The sequence below is a fragment of the Methylobacterium sp. E-066 genome (genome assembly GCF_022829635.1).
Lineage (GTDB): Bacteria > Pseudomonadota > Alphaproteobacteria > Rhizobiales > Beijerinckiaceae > Methylobacterium.
The window spans coordinates 21492-37994 of sequence record NZ_JAKSYO010000038.1 but is presented as its reverse complement, the minus strand read 5'-3'; the positions used below and the strand labels follow the sequence as shown (position 1 = coordinate 37994).

The 16503-nt window shown below is 64.5% G+C and carries 23 protein-coding genes; 10 read left to right on the top strand and 13 right to left on the bottom strand.

Annotated elements, in window-relative coordinates:
- From MKL20_RS03685 to MKL20_RS03670, 4 genes are all read right to left on the bottom strand, one after another.
- The coding region (locus MKL20_RS03685) for a transposase (RefSeq protein WP_244035550.1) at positions 1-168 on the bottom strand (168 nt) is incomplete at its 3' end.
- A gap of 268 nt (positions 169-436) precedes the next feature.
- Positions 437-718 (bottom strand): hypothetical protein, encoded by a 282-nt coding sequence (locus tag MKL20_RS03680; RefSeq protein ID WP_244035544.1) that lies wholly within the window; start codon positions 716-718, stop codon positions 437-439.
- On the bottom strand, positions 715-1743 hold the full coding sequence (locus tag MKL20_RS03675) for a hypothetical protein (RefSeq protein ID WP_244035543.1): 1029 nt from the start codon (positions 1741-1743) through the stop codon (positions 715-717). The genes MKL20_RS03680 and MKL20_RS03675 overlap by 4 nt, the downstream gene beginning before the upstream one ends.
- Complete coding sequence (locus MKL20_RS03670) at positions 1740-2024, bottom strand: hypothetical protein (protein ID WP_244035542.1); 285 nt, start codon at positions 2022-2024, stop codon at positions 1740-1742. Before MKL20_RS03670 ends, MKL20_RS03675 begins: the two co-directional genes overlap by 4 nt.
- A gap of 79 nt (positions 2025-2103) precedes the next feature.
- Here MKL20_RS03670 and MKL20_RS03665 point away from each other — a divergent pair, with 79 nt between their 5' ends.
- Both MKL20_RS03665 and MKL20_RS03660 read left to right on the top strand, forming a co-directional pair.
- The gene (locus tag MKL20_RS03665) at positions 2104-2430 is read left to right on the top strand and encodes a hypothetical protein (RefSeq protein ID WP_244035541.1); all 327 of its coding nucleotides are present in this window, start codon (positions 2104-2106) and stop codon (positions 2428-2430) included.
- An 11-nt stretch (positions 2431-2441) separates the two neighbouring features.
- Positions 2442-2729, top strand: a complete 288-nt coding sequence (locus MKL20_RS03660) for a hypothetical protein (protein WP_244025541.1) — start codon at positions 2442-2444, stop codon at positions 2727-2729.
- Between the two features lie 16 nt (positions 2730-2745).
- Here the strand turns inward: MKL20_RS03660 and MKL20_RS03655 are convergent, their stop codons facing one another.
- The 3 genes from MKL20_RS03655 to MKL20_RS03645 all read right to left on the bottom strand — a co-directional run bounded on the left by MKL20_RS03655 (position 2746) and on the right by MKL20_RS03645 (position 4169).
- Positions 2746-3057, bottom strand: coding sequence for a hypothetical protein (locus MKL20_RS03655; protein WP_244025540.1), 312 nt, complete (start codon positions 3055-3057; stop codon positions 2746-2748).
- A gap of 12 nt (positions 3058-3069) precedes the next feature.
- Complete coding sequence (locus tag MKL20_RS03650; protein ID WP_244035540.1) at positions 3070-3309, bottom strand: hypothetical protein; 240 nt, start codon at positions 3307-3309, stop codon at positions 3070-3072.
- 539 nt (positions 3310-3848) lie between these two features.
- Positions 3849-4169, bottom strand: coding sequence for a hypothetical protein (locus MKL20_RS03645; RefSeq protein ID WP_244035539.1), 321 nt, complete (start codon positions 4167-4169; stop codon positions 3849-3851).
- A 183-nt stretch (positions 4170-4352) separates the two neighbouring features.
- Here MKL20_RS03645 and MKL20_RS03640 point away from each other — a divergent pair, with 183 nt between their 5' ends.
- Positions 4353-5576, top strand: a complete 1224-nt coding sequence (locus tag MKL20_RS03640) for a hypothetical protein (RefSeq protein ID WP_244035538.1) — start codon at positions 4353-4355, stop codon at positions 5574-5576.
- Between the two features lie 473 nt (positions 5577-6049).
- Positions 6050-6226, top strand: coding sequence for a hypothetical protein (locus tag MKL20_RS03635; RefSeq protein WP_167367914.1), 177 nt, complete (start codon positions 6050-6052; stop codon positions 6224-6226).
- A gap of 110 nt (positions 6227-6336) precedes the next feature.
- On the opposite strand, the gene MKL20_RS03630 is transcribed toward MKL20_RS03635, so the two are convergent.
- Both MKL20_RS03630 and MKL20_RS03625 read right to left on the bottom strand, forming a co-directional pair.
- The gene (locus MKL20_RS03630; protein WP_243945114.1) at positions 6337-6561 is read right to left on the bottom strand and encodes a hypothetical protein; all 225 of its coding nucleotides are present in this window, start codon (positions 6559-6561) and stop codon (positions 6337-6339) included.
- 88 nt (positions 6562-6649) lie between these two features.
- Positions 6650-6826 (bottom strand): hypothetical protein, encoded by a 177-nt coding sequence (locus tag MKL20_RS03625; protein ID WP_244035537.1) that lies wholly within the window; start codon positions 6824-6826, stop codon positions 6650-6652.
- 71 nt (positions 6827-6897) lie between these two features.
- Between MKL20_RS03625 and MKL20_RS03620 the strand changes: the two genes are divergently transcribed.
- Positions 6898-7323: a hypothetical protein gene (locus MKL20_RS03620; RefSeq protein ID WP_244035536.1), complete on the top strand. Its 426-nt coding sequence runs from the start codon at positions 6898-6900 to the stop codon at positions 7321-7323.
- Here the strand turns inward: MKL20_RS03620 and MKL20_RS03615 are convergent.
- Complete coding sequence (locus MKL20_RS03615; protein ID WP_244035535.1) at positions 7314-7721, bottom strand: helix-turn-helix domain-containing protein; 408 nt, start codon at positions 7719-7721, stop codon at positions 7314-7316. The two genes, MKL20_RS03620 and MKL20_RS03615, sit on opposite strands and share 10 nt — an antisense overlap.
- A gap of 228 nt (positions 7722-7949) precedes the next feature.
- Here MKL20_RS03615 and MKL20_RS03610 point away from each other — a divergent pair, with 228 nt between their 5' ends.
- From MKL20_RS03610 to MKL20_RS03590, 5 genes are all read left to right on the top strand, one after another.
- Positions 7950-8201 carry a hypothetical protein gene (locus tag MKL20_RS03610; protein ID WP_244035534.1) on the top strand — a complete coding sequence of 84 codons (252 nt, stop codon included), beginning with the start codon at positions 7950-7952 and terminating at the stop codon, positions 8199-8201.
- 61 nt (positions 8202-8262) lie between these two features.
- Entirely contained in the window at positions 8263-8505 is a 243-nt protein-coding gene (locus MKL20_RS03605; RefSeq protein WP_244035533.1) for a hypothetical protein, read from the top strand.
- A 155-nt stretch (positions 8506-8660) separates the two neighbouring features.
- Positions 8661-10349 (top strand): methyl-accepting chemotaxis protein, encoded by a 1689-nt coding sequence (locus tag MKL20_RS03600; protein ID WP_244035532.1) that lies wholly within the window; start codon positions 8661-8663, stop codon positions 10347-10349.
- A 276-nt stretch (positions 10350-10625) separates the two neighbouring features.
- A complete protein-coding gene (locus MKL20_RS03595; RefSeq protein WP_244035531.1) occupies positions 10626-11042 on the top strand; it encodes a response regulator in 417 nt (138 codons plus the stop codon).
- 90 nt (positions 11043-11132) lie between these two features.
- A complete protein-coding gene (locus MKL20_RS03590; protein ID WP_244035530.1) occupies positions 11133-12674 on the top strand; it encodes a sensor domain-containing diguanylate cyclase in 1542 nt (513 codons plus the stop codon).
- Positions 12675-13101: 427 nt separating this feature from the next.
- Here MKL20_RS03590 and MKL20_RS03585 read toward each other — a convergent pair whose 3' ends face one another.
- From MKL20_RS03585 to MKL20_RS03575, 3 genes are all read right to left on the bottom strand, one after another.
- Complete coding sequence (locus MKL20_RS03585; RefSeq protein WP_244035529.1) at positions 13102-13569, bottom strand: DUF3597 domain-containing protein; 468 nt, start codon at positions 13567-13569, stop codon at positions 13102-13104.
- Positions 13570-13783: 214 nt separating this feature from the next.
- Complete coding sequence (locus MKL20_RS03580) at positions 13784-14731, bottom strand: BLUF domain-containing protein (RefSeq protein ID WP_244035528.1); 948 nt, start codon at positions 14729-14731, stop codon at positions 13784-13786.
- Positions 14732-14761: 30 nt separating this feature from the next.
- Positions 14762-16489: a putative bifunctional diguanylate cyclase/phosphodiesterase gene (locus MKL20_RS03575; RefSeq protein WP_244035527.1), complete on the bottom strand. Its 1728-nt coding sequence runs from the start codon at positions 16487-16489 to the stop codon at positions 14762-14764.
- Between the last annotated feature and the right edge of the window lie 14 nt (positions 16490-16503).

Sequence of the window (16503 nt, the reverse complement as noted above, 5' to 3'; positions counted from 1 at the left end):
GGGCCCGTAACGCGCCGGGATGTCGGCCCACGGCGCACCCGTGCGCAGCCGCCAGAAGATCCCGTTCAGCACCCGTCGGTCGTCCACCCGATCCTTGCCGCGTACGTCCGTCGGCAGAATCGGCTCGATCACCGCCCACTCGACATCCGTCAGGTCAAACCGCGCCATCCTCGGTCCTCCATTCGAAGAACCAACGATGCCCCGACCAAACCGTGCCACCCGTTATGGGTTCACGACCTAGAGGCGGCGATAGAGGATGCGCTGGTCGCCTCCGATGCATTTGCGCAGGACCTCGATCGACGTGGTTTGTTCCAATCCGATATGAGGCCAGAAGCGCTGATCGCCCTGAACGCCCTGCTCTGGTGGCTGGGAAGCGCAAAGCCCGCCGAGCGGACGAAGGAGATCGGACTCGGCTGGTAGGCGCGCTCGTGGGGCGTCATGGCCGAGCCCTCCCGCCAGGACATGGCAACAGATCGGCCCAGGCGGCACAGATGATGGCGATCCTGGTGTCGGCACGGTCTGGGTCGGCAGCTACAACCGCGTCCGCCAGTGCGTCGAGGGCTGCGAGACCCCCGATGTTGTCGGCCTCAATGCCCTTGCGGCGCAGGGCGCTACGAAAGGCGGCAGCAGCCGGGGCATTCGGGCCGTAGCGCTCGATGCTCTGCACGAGGGTAAGAATGCTGGCGACGGTCGGCGGATCGGGGAGGGCGGCGATCATGGCTGTGACCTCCTGATTGCGCCGACGGTGGTAGGCGAGACGCCTGCTAGGCGGGCAATCTCGCGGTCCGGAAGCTCCTGGCCGAGCAGCGCGAGCACGTCGCGGCGCTTGTCGGCATTAGTCCGGCGCAAGGGAGGTGGTGAAGCGCCACCCCCTTTAGCGTGTTCAGATTGGACAGGCGCAGGTTTACCCCTCAAATCTGAGGCATGAGAGGGGTGGGCAGACTGTGCCTCCCCTTTCTGTCCATTTTGGACGGGCTGGGGCTCGGCGTCTTGGTCGCGGAGCCGCTGGGCCATGCGCTCGATGTCGGCGCGGAGGGCGGTGAGGCGGACGCGCTGCTTGTCCTCGCACGGCGACCCGAGCGCGTTTAACCATTCCAGCCAGGACATGCGGGCGCGGAGGTCATTGAGTCCTGCGGCCGGCATCGTGTCCAACAGCCGCTCGACCAGAACCAGACGGAAGGAAACCTCTTCGGCGTGGTCGCCGCATCCAGTCCCTCGTGCCTCCCGGTCGCGCCCGAGCTTGTCCCAGAACATAAATTCGGTCCCCGCATGCTGGACGGTAGCCGGCATGGGGTAGGCGCCAGCAATGGCGGCCACGATCTCAGGATCCGGATCGTCCCGAGATGTGACGTAGTTCCAGTTGCGGAGGCCGTATCCGTCATCTGGGCGGAACGGGGCGGCCGCCTCGGAAAGCGCCCGCTCCCAATCACCGGGCTCAAATACCGCCGCCTCAGATCCGTACTCGGCCAGCACTTCCTGCCAGCGCACGGCACGCTCGCGGTCCTGCTCGGCCTTCTGCTCCCTGAAATACGGAGTGTCGAAGAAGTCGGCCATGTTGACGGTGCGGCTCGCGACGATCGTCACCGGCGGGGCGTCCAACTTGGACACGGCCTGATCAACCGTCATCCCAGCCTTGTTGGCGAGCGCCTTCATCCGGGCTGCGGCCGATGCTTTCTCGCCCGGGTTGGTGGTGCTGTCGTGCAGCGCTCGCACCTTGGCGAAGGTCTCCAGACCGGCCGTCATGCTGCGCTCCCCGGGATGGTCCATTCGGCGTGCTGCAGGGCGCGCAGGACGGACACCGCCACCTTGTCGGCCTGCCGGCGACCCTCGCCCATGTGCGGGAACGTGGAGAGCGTCACGGTGCCGATGGGTTCGGGTCCGACCGCGGACAGGCGCAACGGCATGTGCGCGCCCTCGTTCGTGTCGAGCATCAGCACTAGGATCAGCCCGGCGGCGAAGCCGTAGCTGTGCACCTCGCGCAGGCGCTCAACCGGCAGGGCGGGGAGGGTGATCAGGTCGCCCATGGCGGCGCTCCGGTCAGGTTCCGCGGTCGAAGGGGCCGTCCCATACGTACACTTGATGACCGTCGGCAGATGACTGCGCTTGGCTCTGATCTGTGTGAATGCGCGCGCGCTCGACCCGATGCAGCCTGTCCAACTCGGGCCGCAGGAGTACGGGCGTATGCAATCTCCTACCGAGACGGTCGTTCCGCGTTCGCTCATGGTCGAGCTCATCGACCTGTTGGGCGAATTTCCCTCTGAACGAAACCGGCGCCAGGCCGAGGTGTTCGGGATCCGCTTAGCGGATCTGGAACGCAGAGCGCGCACGCAAGGGGCGGCTTGCGAGACGGTGGCGGCGATCCAAGGCGCTCGCGTGCTGTTCGATTTGGCCGAACTGCCGCCCCTGCCGGCGTCTAAAGCGAACTCATGACGGCCGCTCCTGTGTCGACCAACCTGCACACGCTGGCCGTGAATTTGGCAGCGATGCAGCGTCTGCTTGGTCGCCGAACCGCCGACGGAACGATCGTGCCAGCCGATCCGGCCCTGATCGAAGCGGCGGTTACGGCCGGACGCGCGCAAGTGGCGGGCATCAGGACGCTGCTGAGGGACATACCGCATGATCCGATGGACCCATGGCGGGGATCCGTCGACGAGCTGATTGCTGCAGTTGGCGAACTCGACGGCTTGCTCGACAGGCTTGAGCGGATGCTGAGCCAGATGGGCAGTTGATCGGACGGCGCTCATCTCAAGTTCCCTCCGGTACCGGTAGCAGGCCGGCCCACGCGGTGGTGAGGATGGTCTCGCGCGCATCGGCCTGGGCTGGATCGGCGGCGCGGATCCGGGCGAGCATGTCGGCGAACGCCGCCGGGCCGCCGGCCTTGGCGAGTTCGCGCCCCTTGCGGGCCAGAGCGGTACGGAAGGCCAGAGCTGCAGGCGCTCTAGGATCGTGGCGCTCGATGCCCGAGAGCAGCACCAGGATAGAGGAGGCGACCTGATCGGGTGAGGAATCCTCAGCCCGGACCGCTGCGCGGCGGGCGGTGGTTCTAGCGCTCGGCATGGGCTCTCCAGGTCAGTCGGTGCGATAGAGGCGGGCGAACGACGCCAGCGCGTGCCGGCGGTCTAGCGCTACGACGGCGGCCGGCAGGTGCGCGAGATCCTGCTCGGCGAGGCGCAGCTCACGGGCGAGGGCATCGCCCCGAGGCCCGGTGGTCAAATGGACGATGGCCCGCATCGACCGCAGTTGGGCGAGCCGCTCGGCAGGGTCGAGGTCGGGTCGGAACGGCCCCCAGGCGTCGGCAGCGGGGATCACCGGGCGCCCCTATCCCCGGGGTGATAGGGGTTTGACGGATTAGAGGTGTTCGTTTTGGCCGCTACACGCAAACTGTCATGTGTGTGTGCGCTTGGACGGCGCATTCGAGCGCTCGGTGGCCGGCACGGCCGACGCTGGCGCCCTCAGCGAGGCGCGTCGCCAGTACGGCGCCATGAAGACTGCAGAGCAGGCTATGAACGTGCCGGGTGTCGTCGCCGCAGAAGGGCACATCTCGCCCGACGCCCTGCGCTCGACCATCGCGCGTCGGGATCCGGCAGCCTACGCGCGGGGCGAGGGTGAGATGGCGGATCTGGCGCGCGCCGTCACCGCGATAAGGCCGCTCCCGAATTCGGGGACAGCGCCGCGGCTGATGGCGAACAGTGTGGTCCACAGCCTCGGGGCGATGGGGGCCGGGCTGCTGGCGGGAGCGCCATCCTCGACAGTCGCGGGGACCGGGGCGGCCGCCTTCGTACTCCCTGCCTTGGCAGGTCGGGCGATCACGTCCCGCCCCGTGCAGGCCTACCTCGGCAATAATCTAGTCAGAGGCGGTGGTGGCCTGCCGGCGGCGGGATCTCGCGCGCTCCAGGCCTACGAAGATGCGGACGCAGATCCTCTGATGCTCCGTGTCCATCCGAGACGCTGATCGCGTGGCGTCGCCGCCACCAGCGCAGGGCGTCTTTGCGGCCCTCGTTGAGGATCAGCAGTGCGACGGTCAGCGCGTAGGCGGTGAAGACGCCCGCAACGACCATGACCCCGTATTGGCGGGGCTGATCGGTTTGGACGGTGGCCGCTACCCAGACGAAGAACCCGACCACCGCGAGTTGGAACAGGATCCATCCGGGCTGAACGAGGCGGCGCATGCCTAAGAATGTGGCCCCGCGCTGCCGTTCTGTCGATAGCCGCAGAAGCCGTGCAGGCGGGGTTCAGGCAGGCACCGCCCCGAGCCCGCACACAGACACCAGAAATTGCCCGATGCCCGCCAGCGGGCCGCATTTCGCAACGATGGGGCATTCCACATGAGCGACGGGACCGGCTTCGGGGGCATGCCCTCTTTCGCAGGCGGCGGCGCGGGTCTGAGCCCGTCCATCCAGGACTGGCTTCAGCAACAGCAGCTCGCCCAGGCCCAGGGCCAGGGCCAGGGTGGCATGGGCCAGGGCATGCCCCAGGACGTGCCGCAGGCGACCCCGCCGGGGTTCACCGGCTATCAGCCACAGACCCCGCCCACGGGCGCGCCGACCGACGTGGTTCTGCCTGAGGCACAGGGGCTTGCCTCCGCGGCCCTGAACGCGCTGGGGCCGTCGAGTGCCCAGGCGGCTACGCCCGACCCGAACGACATCCGCGGCCGGTTCATCTCGACCCTGCAGCAGGGCGGTCTAACCAACCCGAACGGTCTCGGGGCGGTGGCAGCCTATGCCGCCCACGAAAGCCGGTACTCGCCCAGCAACATCGTCGGCTCCTGGTCCGACCCGAGCGAGAGCGGGCAGGCGGGCCAGTCCGGCGGGATCCTGTCGTGGCGCGCCGATCGCCTCGCCAACATGAAAGCCTTCACGCAGGGCGCGGCCGACCCGGTGGTGGCGCAGGCGAAATTCACGCTGGCCGAGAACCCGGCGCGGATCCAGGCTCTGCAGAATGCCGGCAGCGCCGAGGAAGCCAATCGCCTGATGGCTCAGGCTTGGAAATTCGCCGGTTACGACAGACCCGGTGGCGAGAATGCGGCCCGGCTGGCGACCACGCAGCAGTACGCCAACAGCTTCGCGGGCGGGCAGGCGCTGCCGGGGGTCGCAGCCCCTCGCGGCGGCTCGATGGGTTCGACCGCACAGCAGGGCGGCTTCGGACTCGGCGGTGTCGTCGGTCAGGGTGGCGCCGTGCCAGGCCAGGCCTCTCCGATGCCCGGCGTCGCGGCGCTGTCAGCTCAGCCGCTCGCGGTTGCTCCCCCACCAATTGGGTTCTCGGCCGATCCTGCCGCACAGCCGCAGCAGGAGGCCAGCCCCCTACGCCCAGATCGGCAACGCCCTCAAGAGCATCGCCGGCGGCCAGCAGAAGCAGGGGCAGGGACAGAAGGCGGGCGGGATGGCTGGAGGCGAGGCGCCGGGCGGCCGGCCGATCTCGCTGCAGCAGGCGCGGGCCATGTTCGACCCGGGGAAGTTCTACGGGATGCTGCGGAATGCCGGGGTGAGAGGCCAGGTTCGCGGGTCGTAGGTTTGATCGTGCTGCGCGGGCATAGGCTCAAGATGGCGGCCGCTGTGTCGGGTGACGAGGACCCATGAGGCGGCCACGAACGGTGCTCATCCGGAACAGGACAGGGGCGCAGAGGCGGGGTTATTCCGCCTACAGACCAAGGCACCCGTAGTCACGGATCGGGCGGGGCCGGCCGATCCGCACTGGGGTGCACAGGTGTGCAGAGAACATCTGCGAGCCTTCCCGAACAGCTACGAACGTCCGAGAGCGTCGGCGCTGTTTCGAGCTGCGCCGCGGTGCTTCGATCGGCTTCGGCTTGAGGGCGCGGACCACGGGGATATGGGTCCCGGCGCCTTCAGTGGGTGTGGTGTGATGCCTTCGAGGTACTGAGCTATTCGTAAGCTTGTGGTGCGTCGCGAGACGGCTGGGTACGGCAAGATGCGGTAAGCCACAGGTTCCCAAACCTGATTGCCAATCGTGCAGGATCTGCGACCTTGGGGGATGATGCCGGGCGAGTCATTGGTCCGCACGACGTGCCGGTGTCACTGGGAGCGGCATAGCGATGACCGAGACCGACAAGCCTCATGGCGTGAGCGTGGTGCCGCCCACAGTGCCGATCCGGAACGTCAACGTACCTGACCCGACGGCAGGCAGCGAGCCTGAGAGCAAAGACGTTGTACAGGATGCTGAGAGCAAGCCTGACGATCCAGACAAGGCTGCCAAGGATGGCCTGGCCTAGCTAGCTTAAGGCACAGATCGCGGACGGGACAGCATTGCAGGTAACCGGCCGCACCGTTTGATTGAAACCAGCCCCGCTGTTTTACGGCTGCGGGGCTGCCATGTCCGAGATCACATGCGGGAGCGGCGCATGTGATGACGCCGGTGACGGGTCATGTGTCGCCGTCCCATCATGCCGGTCTGGCCTCCCATCCGCTTCTGAGAGGAGCTCTTCACGCTGCCCGGGTTGTTCATGTTACCTTCGGCGCTACCACCGCCAGCAGGTGTCTGCGCCATTGCTGCTCCTACCAGCGCGACAGAGAGCGCTGCAGCGAGAGCGATTGTCTTGATCGACATGGACATTCCTCCAGGCCGATCGGTTCGATCAACCCGGGAGCAAACAGCCCCACGGTCGGTATCGTTCAGGCTCCCGCCATGATTGAAGTTACAGATCCTCACGGCGTCGCAACCGCAGCGCCAGGATCAGCGCGCCAGGCCAGAACGCGAGGCTCAGCACCGCGATCGGCATGATCGGGCGGCCCTTCCACCACACGATGATCACCGGCACGAACAGGCCTAGGATCGCAATGGTGAGGAGCGCCCAGAATTCGAGGTCGGACAAGTCCATGAACGGTAGGTAGGGGCGTTCTACCGCTACGCTTCCTTCACTCCTGGTGGCACAGTGCCGCCGTCATGCCGATGCGGCCCGAGCACCGCTTCTTCTACCCGATCGATTGGCGCGAGCTGTCGATGGCGATCCGCTTTGGCCGCGCGCAGGGCCGCTGTGAGAGCTGCGGGCGGCCGCACGGGCAAATGGTCTACCACCTCGGTGACGGGCGCTGGTGGGATGCCGAGGCCAGCCGCTGGCGCGATGGGTGGGGCCGCCGGATCCGGGTCAGGTCTGGCGTTGATATCCTCGGCCGGGCTCGCCGGACCCACGTCGTCCTGGCAGCCGCCCACCGAGATCACGACACGGCCAACAACGCGGACGCCAACCTCGCGGCCTTCTGCCAACGATGCCACATGATCCACGATCGTCCGGAGCATCAGAGGCGGCGCAGGCGCACGCTGTTCCGAAGGAAGGCGATGGGCGACCTGTTCGGTGGGCCCTATGCCTGACCAGCACGCTTTCGTTGTATCGTAGCGGCGGCCTTCACGATGGAGAGGACGCTATCGCGTGTGGTCTCGTCGGCGATACCCATGAACGCGAGAACGAGTTCCACCACCTTCGGGTCATTGGAGACGGCCGGGACAACGGCCTCCTGGTCGTCGTTTCCCTGAGAGCTGGCAAAAAACGTCTCGACCGGCACCTTGAGCTGATCGGCGATCCTCTGCAGCCGGCTGGCGCCGATGCGATTGCGACCCTTCTCGTATTTCTGCACCTGCTGGAAGCTGACCCCAATGGCGTGACCGAGCGCGGTCTGGCTCAGACCCTGTGCCGCCCGAAGCGCCGCGATGCGGCTGCCGATCGCGCGATCAGCTTCAGTCGCCAGCTTCGGTGCATTGGTGGCGGTCATCGCAGGATTAGCTCTCGTCGAGGAGAAGACTGAACGCGCCGCTGGCGGTCCAATCGCTTAAAACTGACCCAGGATTGTACACGATTGCGCTGCACAACCGTTAGTGCAGGCCAGCAACAGCTGCAACTTGCGCAGGGCACCAGTGCAACTCTGGGGATTTCCTAACGGTAGCGGCGATTGTAACGGTTTCGTGAGGGCTATGAGCCCTGGCGAGGTTGAGCATCGCTCATGGACGAGATCGAGGAGCGGCGGCACGTCGTGCTGTGCAACCTCGCGGCACATGCTGGTCCGGCACGAGGCCGTCTGTGCCTGTCCCTGGAAAATGCAGCCCGATTGGCACGCCTCGCACCCGAGGTCATCGCAGTTATCGAGAACGGCAGCGGCGGTACGACTTCGCTCGCTGTGCTGACGCGCGTCGCACTATTCCTGGGGTTGACCGAGCTTGGCATGCCACGCCCTCGGCCGTCGGGGATGGAGTAGCCAAGTCTCAAAAAGCTCGTCGGGGGAAACTTCGGCCGGACCCGGCACGTACCGCCTGCCCATGAGCGACCAAGACGACGAGCCTACCGCCCTGAATGCTGCGATAGCGGCGCAGATCCACGCTGCCCGCTTGCGTGGGGCCTACTCGATCGAGACCTTGTCCGCGCTAGCCCAGGTGGATCCCGAGGCGATCGTCAGGCTTGAGAATGGCGCGCCGATCGCCGACGTCGGAGCTCGGGATCGCGTTATGGACGTGCTCGGCCTACATCCAGATGGCCATCGCTATCGAAATACGGATCGGTAGTCACCGATTTGCCAGAAACAACACCGCTGCCGTGCAGGGCTGCAGGCTCCTGATTCCAAAGCCCAGCGTTGCGGCTCATTAACTATTCTCGGGCACGCCATAGCTCCGGCGGCTGCAAGCATTTTTGGATCGACGGCTGCCTCATGAGGCCCGCTGTGTCGCTTCCATTCATATCTATCCGCAGCAAACTCATCGCTGCATTCTCGGTACTTCTGCTGTTCCTGGGCGGTTTAAGCGCGGTCGGTTTGTGGAGTGCGTCCACAATCAACGGGCTGCTCCTCGACGTCGAGACGAACTGGCTGCCGAGCGTTCGCACCGCTGGCCAAGTCGATGCCCTGACAGGACGGTACACGACGAGTCTGCTCCGTCATATCCTGACGGACGAACAACAGATGCTGGCCAGCGTCGACAAGGACCTCGCCGATCGTGCCCAGAAGATCGAGACGACCGCCAAAGCCTATGAGGGTCTGATCAGCTCACCCGAGGAACGATCGCTCTACGAAACCTTCTCCCGTGAATGGCGCTCCTTCATGGGCACTGTCGAGCCTATCCTTGTGTTGTCGCGCAAGGGTGAGAAAGCGCAGGCGCTCAGCCTTTACGAAGCCAAAGGTGTGCAACCGCGTCGTAATGCTTCAACAGCGCTCGACAAGATCATCAAGCTCAACCAGGACGGCGCTCAACAGGCAGAGAAGGATAGTCAGGCGACATATGGTCAGGCGCGCCTGATGCTGGTCGGCGCTGGGCTTGTGGCGGTGGTTCTAGCGATCGCGCTGGCGGCCTTGATCGTCCTGAGCATCTCGCGTGGTATCAGTTCGGTCGTGGGGCCGATGCAATCCCTTGCCGCTGGCGATCTCAACGCCGCCATCCCGCATCAGGGCGAGAAGACCGAGATCGGGACGATCGCAGACGGGGTTCAGGTGTTCAAGGATGGCCTGATCCGCATGAAGGCGTTGGAAGAAGAGACCGCGGAGGCCCGCCTAGCAGCCGAGGAACAGCGCAAGGCCGGCATGCGCCAGATGGCCGACAGCTTCGAACAGGCGGTCGGCGGCATCATCGGCATGGTGTCTTCGTCCGCCACCGAGTTGCAGGCGACAGCACAGACGATGACGGCCACCGCGACCGAGACGGCCAGTCAGTCGACCACGGTTGCAGCAGCGGCCGAGGAGGCTGCCAGCAACGTCAACACCGTGGCGGCCGCAGCGGAAGAGCTGGGCTCGTCGGTGCAGGAGATCAGCCGGCAGGTCGCTGGTTCGGCTGAACTTGCACAGCTTGCCGTGCACGAAGCGGATCAGACAGGTGCTTTGGTCCAGGAGCTGAGCGCCGCGGTCGCACGGATCGGCGACGTGGTTGGGCTGATCTCGACCATCGCCGGCCAGACCAACCTACTGGCCCTCAACGCTACCATCGAGGCGGCCCGGGCGGGGGCAGCTGGCAAGGGCTTCGCCGTCGTTGCCTCCGAGGTGAAGGCACTCGCCGAGCAGACCGCCAAGGCCACGAGTGAGATCTCGGGTCAGATCGCCCGTATCCAAGCCTCGACAGGCCAGGCCGTCACATCGATTGGCGGCATCACCGGGCGGATCCGCGAGATCAGCGGTGTGGCGACGTCGATCGCGGCTGCCGTCGAGCAGCAGGGCGCGGCCACCCAGGAGATCGTGCGTAACGTCAGCCAGGCTGCGATGGGCACCGGTGAGGTGACCAGCAACATCTCAGGCGTGGCTGGCGCAGCCGAGGAGACGGGTGCGGCCGCGAGCCAGGTGCTTGGGGCGGCCTCTGAGCTGTCGCGCCAGTCCGAGCACCTCGCGGCCGAGGTTGGACGCTTCTTGGCTACCGTGCGTGCGGCGTAAGGCGACGATGGGAACTGTGGATCTCTGGTCCATGGTTCCCATCGACAAGATCGAAAGTCCCACGGCAGCCCTGGCCCACGCCATCAATATAGGGGATTTTTGGGTTCTCGCGGGGCGCAGATCCGCGTTCTTGGCAATCGCTGACAACGATAATGGCGCTCTACTAAGCTTAGACCGGCTGGCCCGCCCTACCTGTGACGCGGATAAGTATGTCATCAGCGGATTCGAATAGATTTTACCCCTCATCCAAAAATATTACAGATAAGCAGGTCGCATATGTTCCTTGACTTGAGTATGCCGATCCTCGTCGTCGATGACGCACAGACGATGGTACGCATCATCCGAAATTTATTGAAGCAACTCGGTTTTTCAGAGATCGACGACGCATCTGACGGCACAACTGCGCTTACTCGCCTGAGAAATCGCAAATACGGACTTGTGATCTCCGATTGGAACATGCAGCCAATGACTGGCTACGAATTGCTGCAGCATGTACGTTCTGACGAGAACTTGTGGTCTACCCCGTTCCTCATGATCACTGCTGAGTCTAAAATCAAAAATGTACTAGCGGCAAAGAGAGCGGGCGTAGACAACTATATCGGCAAACCTTTTACTATCATAACGTTGAAGACCAAGATCGAAGCCATCTGTTTTGGAAATATCGGCAACGATACCGTTTTGGTTGTCCGATAACGAGGAAGGCACGGTCATCCGTCGAGGTAACGATCGCTTAAGTCTTGGCATGCCACGGTTTGATGCGGAGGGAATACAGCGAGGTACGCGATGTCTCTGCTTCCCCGGCTGGTTCGTCCATTCAGCTCTGCCCGCACTTGGATCGCACTCGGCGTACTGGCTCCAGTCGGCATGCTGGCTGCATCCGGCATAATGCTGCTGGATCTGCGGCAGGACGCTTGGGATAAGGCCGAGCAGACATCCAGAAACCTCTTGCAGGTCCTAGAGCGCGACGTAGCCCGCAACGTCGAGATGTATGATCTCTCGATCCAAGCCGCGGTCGACAACCTTAGGACGCCAGGGCTCGCAGAACTAACTCCGGAGCTACGCCAGCTCATCCTGTTCGATCGCGCCGCCACCGCCCGCGACATGGGGGTGATGATCGTCATCGATGAGCACGGCGGCATCGTCGCCGACATCGATGCCGTCCCACCGCGCAAGGGCCATTACTCGGATCGCGAGTACTTCCAGGTCCATAAAGCGCGGGCCGGCCTCGGCCTTCACATCGGGCGTCCGATCGTCTCGCGCCTGACCGGGGAACGGATGCTGCCCTTCAGCCGCCGCATCAACAAACCCGACGGCACCTTCGGGGGCGTGGTTCTGGGCAGCGTGAAGCTGTCCTACTTCACGCGGCTGTTCAGTCAGATCGCGCTCGGGCGGGACGGCGCGATCAACCTGTACCTGCGCGACGGCACACGGGTGATGCGCCAGCCCTTCGTCGAGGCCGACATTGGCGCCAACATCGCTGGCGCCCCAACCTTCCAAGGGTTCTTGCGTCAGAACAGCGGCAGTTTCGTCCATACCTCGGTCCGGGACGGCATCGAGCGGCACTACACCTTCACGCGCGTCGGCGACTTGCCGCTGATCCTTAACATCGCCTTATCGACCGACGAGATCGAGGCGGAGTGGCGCGTGAAGGCCCTCGTCATCGGCGGCATCGTGCTGGTGCTCTGCGGTGTCACGATCGCCCTGTCGCTTCTGTTTGGGCGCGAACTGCACCGCCGTGAAGCGATGCAGAGCGAGCTCGAAAGGCTGTCGCTGACCGACACCTTGACCCGTCTTCCCAATCGAAGAGCCTTCGAGCACGCCGGTGCCCGGGCCTGGGAAAGCGCCCGACACAACAGCAAGTCGCTGTCGCTGCTCATCGTCGACGCCGATCACTTCAAACGCTTCAACGACCGCTATGGCCACCAGGTCGGGGATGAGGTCCTGCAAGGTTTGGCACGCTGCCTTTCGGCCAGTGTGCACCGGCCTAACGACCTCGTCTGCCGGGTCGGCGGCGAGGAGTTTGCTATTCTCCTGCCAAATACGGACGAGGCAGGGGCTCTTCGCATCGCGGAGAAGGTTCACACCGAGGTATCGACCCTGGCGATCGGATCAGCTGGCATCACGGCTGGGGTTATCACGGTCAGCATAGGGCTCGCCGCCGGCGCGCCGAACGGCACGGCATTATCTGCGCTTGCGGATTTGTATCGTCTCGCCGATGCCGCACTCTACGAAGCCAAAACAAGTGGTCGCAATCAGACCCGTTGTGCGGGACAGCAGTGCGTTCCGGCAATCCCACCCAGACTGAAACTCGTGTGCACCTCGTAGACGCAGCAGAAGTCTCCAGCCGTTGAGTTTGGCCATGGGCCGGCGCCTGCGGTGTTCAGTTCCCCCGTCGCACCGACCCTCACGCGACTGCCCGGCCGAGGCTTCACGGGCGCCCTGCGGGGAACTAGCCCGGAGAACGCCTGTCGTCGCGAGCTTGCCCGCCGCACGCTTTGCGGTGTCGCGAACGCCTCGGGCGCACTGACGGGAAGAGGGGGTCCTGTAGCAGGCGCTAGGGAGGCTGTCGCCGCGTCGGCATGACTATCAGCCTGGGCCTTAGCGCGACTGCGCCGGAGAGGCCGCACCGAGTATCGAGGGGAGAAGACCTCGGTGTTGCTCCGCCGGCGCTCGGCTCACGGCCGGTCGCTGCGGGTATGGTGGGACAGGGTGGTTAACAGCCCCCGCACATCACCCCACTACTGCTACTGCCTTAAGTGTGCTGCATATCAGAGGGGACTTTGCCGCCGTTCTCGGCGAGCTTCTGAACCACCTGCTTGTGCAGCCAGACGTTCATCGTAGCCGAGTCGTCCTTGTCGCCGGTGTAGTGCAGTTCGTCGGCCAGCTGCTTGCGAGCCGGGAGACTGCTGTTGAGGTCCAGCAGCTTCAAAAGGTCCACGATCGACTGCTTGTAGTTCAGGTTCTCACCCTTCTTGGCGGCCATGTCGCTCAAGACCTGACCGACGTCGACGCTCGCTGCCGAGCCCGTAGGCGCACTGGTGGGCGACGCCGCACCACCCATTGTGGGTGCGGTCGCGCCGCTGGTGCCGCTGCCAGCACCGCCCGTTCCGGTAGCAGCGGGGGATACGGTCGGGGTATCGGATGCCTGCGGCGCAGACGCCTGTGCAGTCGCTGCTCCGCCGCCGAAAATCTTCGAGATGATCGATCCGAACAGGCTCATGACGTCGTCCTCGGCATTCGCGGGCTCACTCCCGGAAGCCGCAGTAACAGAGCGACGCAATGTAGCGTTCCGTACTGGATAGGTCCGGCACCGGGGCCGATCGCTGGCGCGATGGTTAGAGATGTTGGATCCGGATGGGGTTCGAGCACCAACAGCTTTGGTCGCGCCCGCCGGCCCCACGCCGTTTCAGCAGCAGCCCCCTGGGATCGCGTGTTCAGGCGGCCAGAACGTCGGCGTCGTCTTTCAAACCGGCCTCTCCGTTGGGCAAGGTTTCGAGCAAGCCGACTCGATAAGCCGACATCTGGATGTCGCCGGCTTCCTGAGCCATCGCCGTCGCGAGAAGCTGCGCACGTCCTGCCCAACGATCCCGTTCTGCCCGCATGGCAGCAAGCTGATCCTCGCTCGATGCCAACGCGACTTGCAACGTGTCGATCTCAGTCCGTAGATCGCTCGTGCGTTGCCGCTCACTCGCTAAGGCGGCTTTGAGCACATAGAGGGCAGCGTCGGTCGCTCCCTTCGGCGAACGGTTCACATCGCGGATGGGAAGGGATTGTAGCCCGGCATTCTTGACCTCAGCAGCCCGCTGATTGCTCACCGGTGATGACGTCCGCGTGGCTGGCGCGTCAGGTCGAAGCTGCGCGATTTCTGTTTTCAGTTGCTCGACATCCAGCCCTGCCGGGGGATGAACCTCAGGTGGTTCGATCGACGGAGCGGCGGCGAGCGCGAGGGGCACACCTTCCTCCTCCAGCACCAGCTCATGCAGCATGGTGAACACGGTGTCGCCGTCCAGCCTGGACAGGTCGAACCCGCTCTCGGCCGCGAGACGGCTGAAGCGCGCTTGCCCTCCGACGGACGCGCCGACGTAGGCCATGGACCAGTTCGCGAAGTTGCGGCTTTCCGTCGGACCGCACTGAAGAACCGTCACGTCGCCGTGACGGCCATCGCACTGGATCCGCTCGAATGTCTCTTCGACCCCCTGTCTTGGTCCCTCCAAAACCTGAGCGAAGGCTCCAGCGTTGAACATCAGCGCTCCGGTCACATCCGCCCGAGCGTTGTTCCGCTGCGATGAGGCCAGGATCTGCCCGACAACGGCCGTCAGTTCAGCCTCAGATCCGTGAAATAGGTTCTTGCTGGCGTAGACAAGGCGATAGAGCTCACTCATGGGGCATCCAATAAGTTGGGTGACTCAGGATTAGAGTTGGTAGCTTGCGATGAATTGCAAAAGATCATCCGCCGGTATTGGCCTGCTGATGAGGTAGCCCTGCACGTCGGTGCAGCCTTCATCGCGAATACGCTGCATTTGCTCCGGCGTCTCGACGCCTTCGGCGACTGTGGTCATGCCCAGGCTCTTGCCGAGGCCCGCGATCGCCCGGATGATCGCGTCCCCATCGGGCTTGTCCGACAAGTCCTTCACGAAGGACCTGTCGATTTTGATCTTGTCGAACGGGAAGCTGCGCAGGTAACTCAAGGACGAGTAGCCGGTGCCGAAGTCGTCCATCGAGACGCGGACCCCGAGCTCACGCAGTCGATGGAGCGTCTGCAAGGTCCTCTGGCTCTCCTGCAAGAGGACGCCCTCTGTGATCTCGACCTCCAGCCGCTTGGCCGACAGACCTGAGCTGGCGAGTGCCGAGATGATTGTCTCCACCAGCCGATCGCTCTTGAATTGGGCGGGGGAGACGTTCACTGCGACTGACATCCCCGTAGGCCACGTCATCGCATCGCGACAGGCCTGACGGATGACCCACTCGCCGATCGGCACGATCAGACCGATCTCCTCCGCCAGTGGGATGAAATCGAGCGGCGAGATCATCCCGCGCTCAGGATGCTTCCAGCGGATCAAGGCCTCGCAGCCGATCAGCCTATCACCGTCGAGTTGCATCTGGGGCTGGTAGTGAAGCTGGAACTCGCGCCGCGCCAAGGCCTGACGCATGTCGAGTTCAAGCCGGCGGCGCGCCTGCATGCGCGCGTCCATCTCAGGCTCGAAGAAACGGTACGTCCCGCGCCCGTCGAGCTTGGCTCGGTATAAGGCTAGGTCAGCATTCTTCAGGAGCTTGTCGGCACTCGTCCCGTCGGCGGGTGCGAGCGCGACACCGACGCTGGCTCCAATCGTCAGGAGGTGGCCCTCGACCATGTAGGTCCGGCCGATCAGATCGACGATACGCCGGGCCAGCGCCTGTGCGTCGGCAGCCTCGCGAATGCCGGTTTGCAGGATGATGAACTCATCACCACCGATCCGGGCCACGGTGTCCGTGGGCCTCACGGTCGAGCGCAGCCGGTCGGCGACCTTCGCCAGAAGTGCGTCGCCGATCGGGTGACCGAGCGTGTCGTTGACCGGCTTGAACCGGTCGAGATCGATGAGAAGGAGAGCGCAAGCCTCTTCGTTGCGCTGCAAGCGTGCCACGGCTCCAGCCAGGCGTTCTCGCAAGAGCAGGCGGTTTGGCAGGCCGGTGAGTGGATCGAGACGCGCCAACTCGTCAGCACGCGCCTCGTTCGCTTTGCGGGCGCTGACATCCTCCAGTGTTGCGACCCAACCTTCACCCGCGACGGAACGGATCTCGACCTGCAGCGTGTGATCCTGGCCCGCCACCTCGAACGTAGCGGAGGTTTGGAGGTCGCGTGCGCCTCGCAGGGCCTCGAAAATTTCTTGCCGCGATTGCGAAGTGCCCGTGCACAGGCCGCGAAGCAGTTGCCGTGAGGATAGATTGCCGGTCCGCTCAATATTCATATTGTAGAGGAAGCGCTCAGCTGGGTCGGTACAGATAACGACCCGCCCGGAGGCATCGATCATCAATAGACCGTGCCGGATCACGTCGAGATACCGGTCCCAGGTATGAAGCGGAGCAGCACTCTGATCCAATCGGATCGTGAGTGGCACTACCTTGCGCTGTGCCGCGCCGAGGTGGTGCAGATCAGCGCTCATCGCACGAGGACCCT

Excerpts from the sequence above, each read along its gene's own strand:
- MKL20_RS03675 (WP_244035543.1), bottom strand. The coding sequence starts at position 1,743 with ATGACGGCCGGTCTGGAGACCTTCGCCAAGGTGCGAGCGCTGCACGAC.
- MKL20_RS03580 (WP_244035528.1), bottom strand. The coding sequence starts at position 14,731 with ATGAGTGAGCTCTATCGCCTTGTCTACGCCAGCAAGAACCTATTTCAC.
- MKL20_RS03640 (WP_244035538.1), top strand. The coding sequence starts at position 4,353 with ATGCCCTCTTTCGCAGGCGGCGGCGCGGGTCTGAGCCCGTCCATCCAG.
- MKL20_RS03670 (WP_244035542.1), bottom strand. The coding sequence starts at position 2,024 with ATGGGCGACCTGATCACCCTCCCCGCCCTGCCGGTTGAGCGCCTGCGC.
- MKL20_RS03680 (WP_244035544.1), bottom strand. The coding sequence starts at position 718 with ATGATCGCCGCCCTCCCCGATCCGCCGACCGTCGCCAGCATTCTTACC.
- MKL20_RS03585 (WP_244035529.1), bottom strand. The coding sequence starts at position 13,569 with ATGAGCCTGTTCGGATCGATCATCTCGAAGATTTTCGGCGGCGGAGCA.
- MKL20_RS03620 (WP_244035536.1), top strand. The coding sequence starts at position 6,898 with ATGCCGATGCGGCCCGAGCACCGCTTCTTCTACCCGATCGATTGGCGC.
- MKL20_RS03575 (WP_244035527.1), bottom strand. The coding sequence starts at position 16,489 with ATGAGCGCTGATCTGCACCACCTCGGCGCGGCACAGCGCAAGGTAGTG.
- MKL20_RS03635 (WP_167367914.1), top strand. The coding sequence starts at position 6,050 with ATGACCGAGACCGACAAGCCTCATGGCGTGAGCGTGGTGCCGCCCACA.
- MKL20_RS03605 (WP_244035533.1), top strand. The coding sequence starts at position 8,263 with ATGAGCGACCAAGACGACGAGCCTACCGCCCTGAATGCTGCGATAGCG.
- MKL20_RS03610 (WP_244035534.1), top strand. The coding sequence starts at position 7,950 with ATGGACGAGATCGAGGAGCGGCGGCACGTCGTGCTGTGCAACCTCGCG.
- MKL20_RS03655 (WP_244025540.1), bottom strand. The coding sequence starts at position 3,057 with ATGCCGAGCGCTAGAACCACCGCCCGCCGCGCAGCGGTCCGGGCTGAG.
- MKL20_RS03595 (WP_244035531.1), top strand. The coding sequence starts at position 10,626 with ATGTTCCTTGACTTGAGTATGCCGATCCTCGTCGTCGATGACGCACAG.
- MKL20_RS03645 (WP_244035539.1), bottom strand. The coding sequence starts at position 4,169 with ATGCGCCGCCTCGTTCAGCCCGGATGGATCCTGTTCCAACTCGCGGTG.
- MKL20_RS03590 (WP_244035530.1), top strand. The coding sequence starts at position 11,133 with ATGTCTCTGCTTCCCCGGCTGGTTCGTCCATTCAGCTCTGCCCGCACT.
- MKL20_RS03615 (WP_244035535.1), bottom strand. The coding sequence starts at position 7,721 with ATGACCGCCACCAATGCACCGAAGCTGGCGACTGAAGCTGATCGCGCG.
- MKL20_RS03630 (WP_243945114.1), bottom strand. The coding sequence starts at position 6,561 with ATGTCGATCAAGACAATCGCTCTCGCTGCAGCGCTCTCTGTCGCGCTG.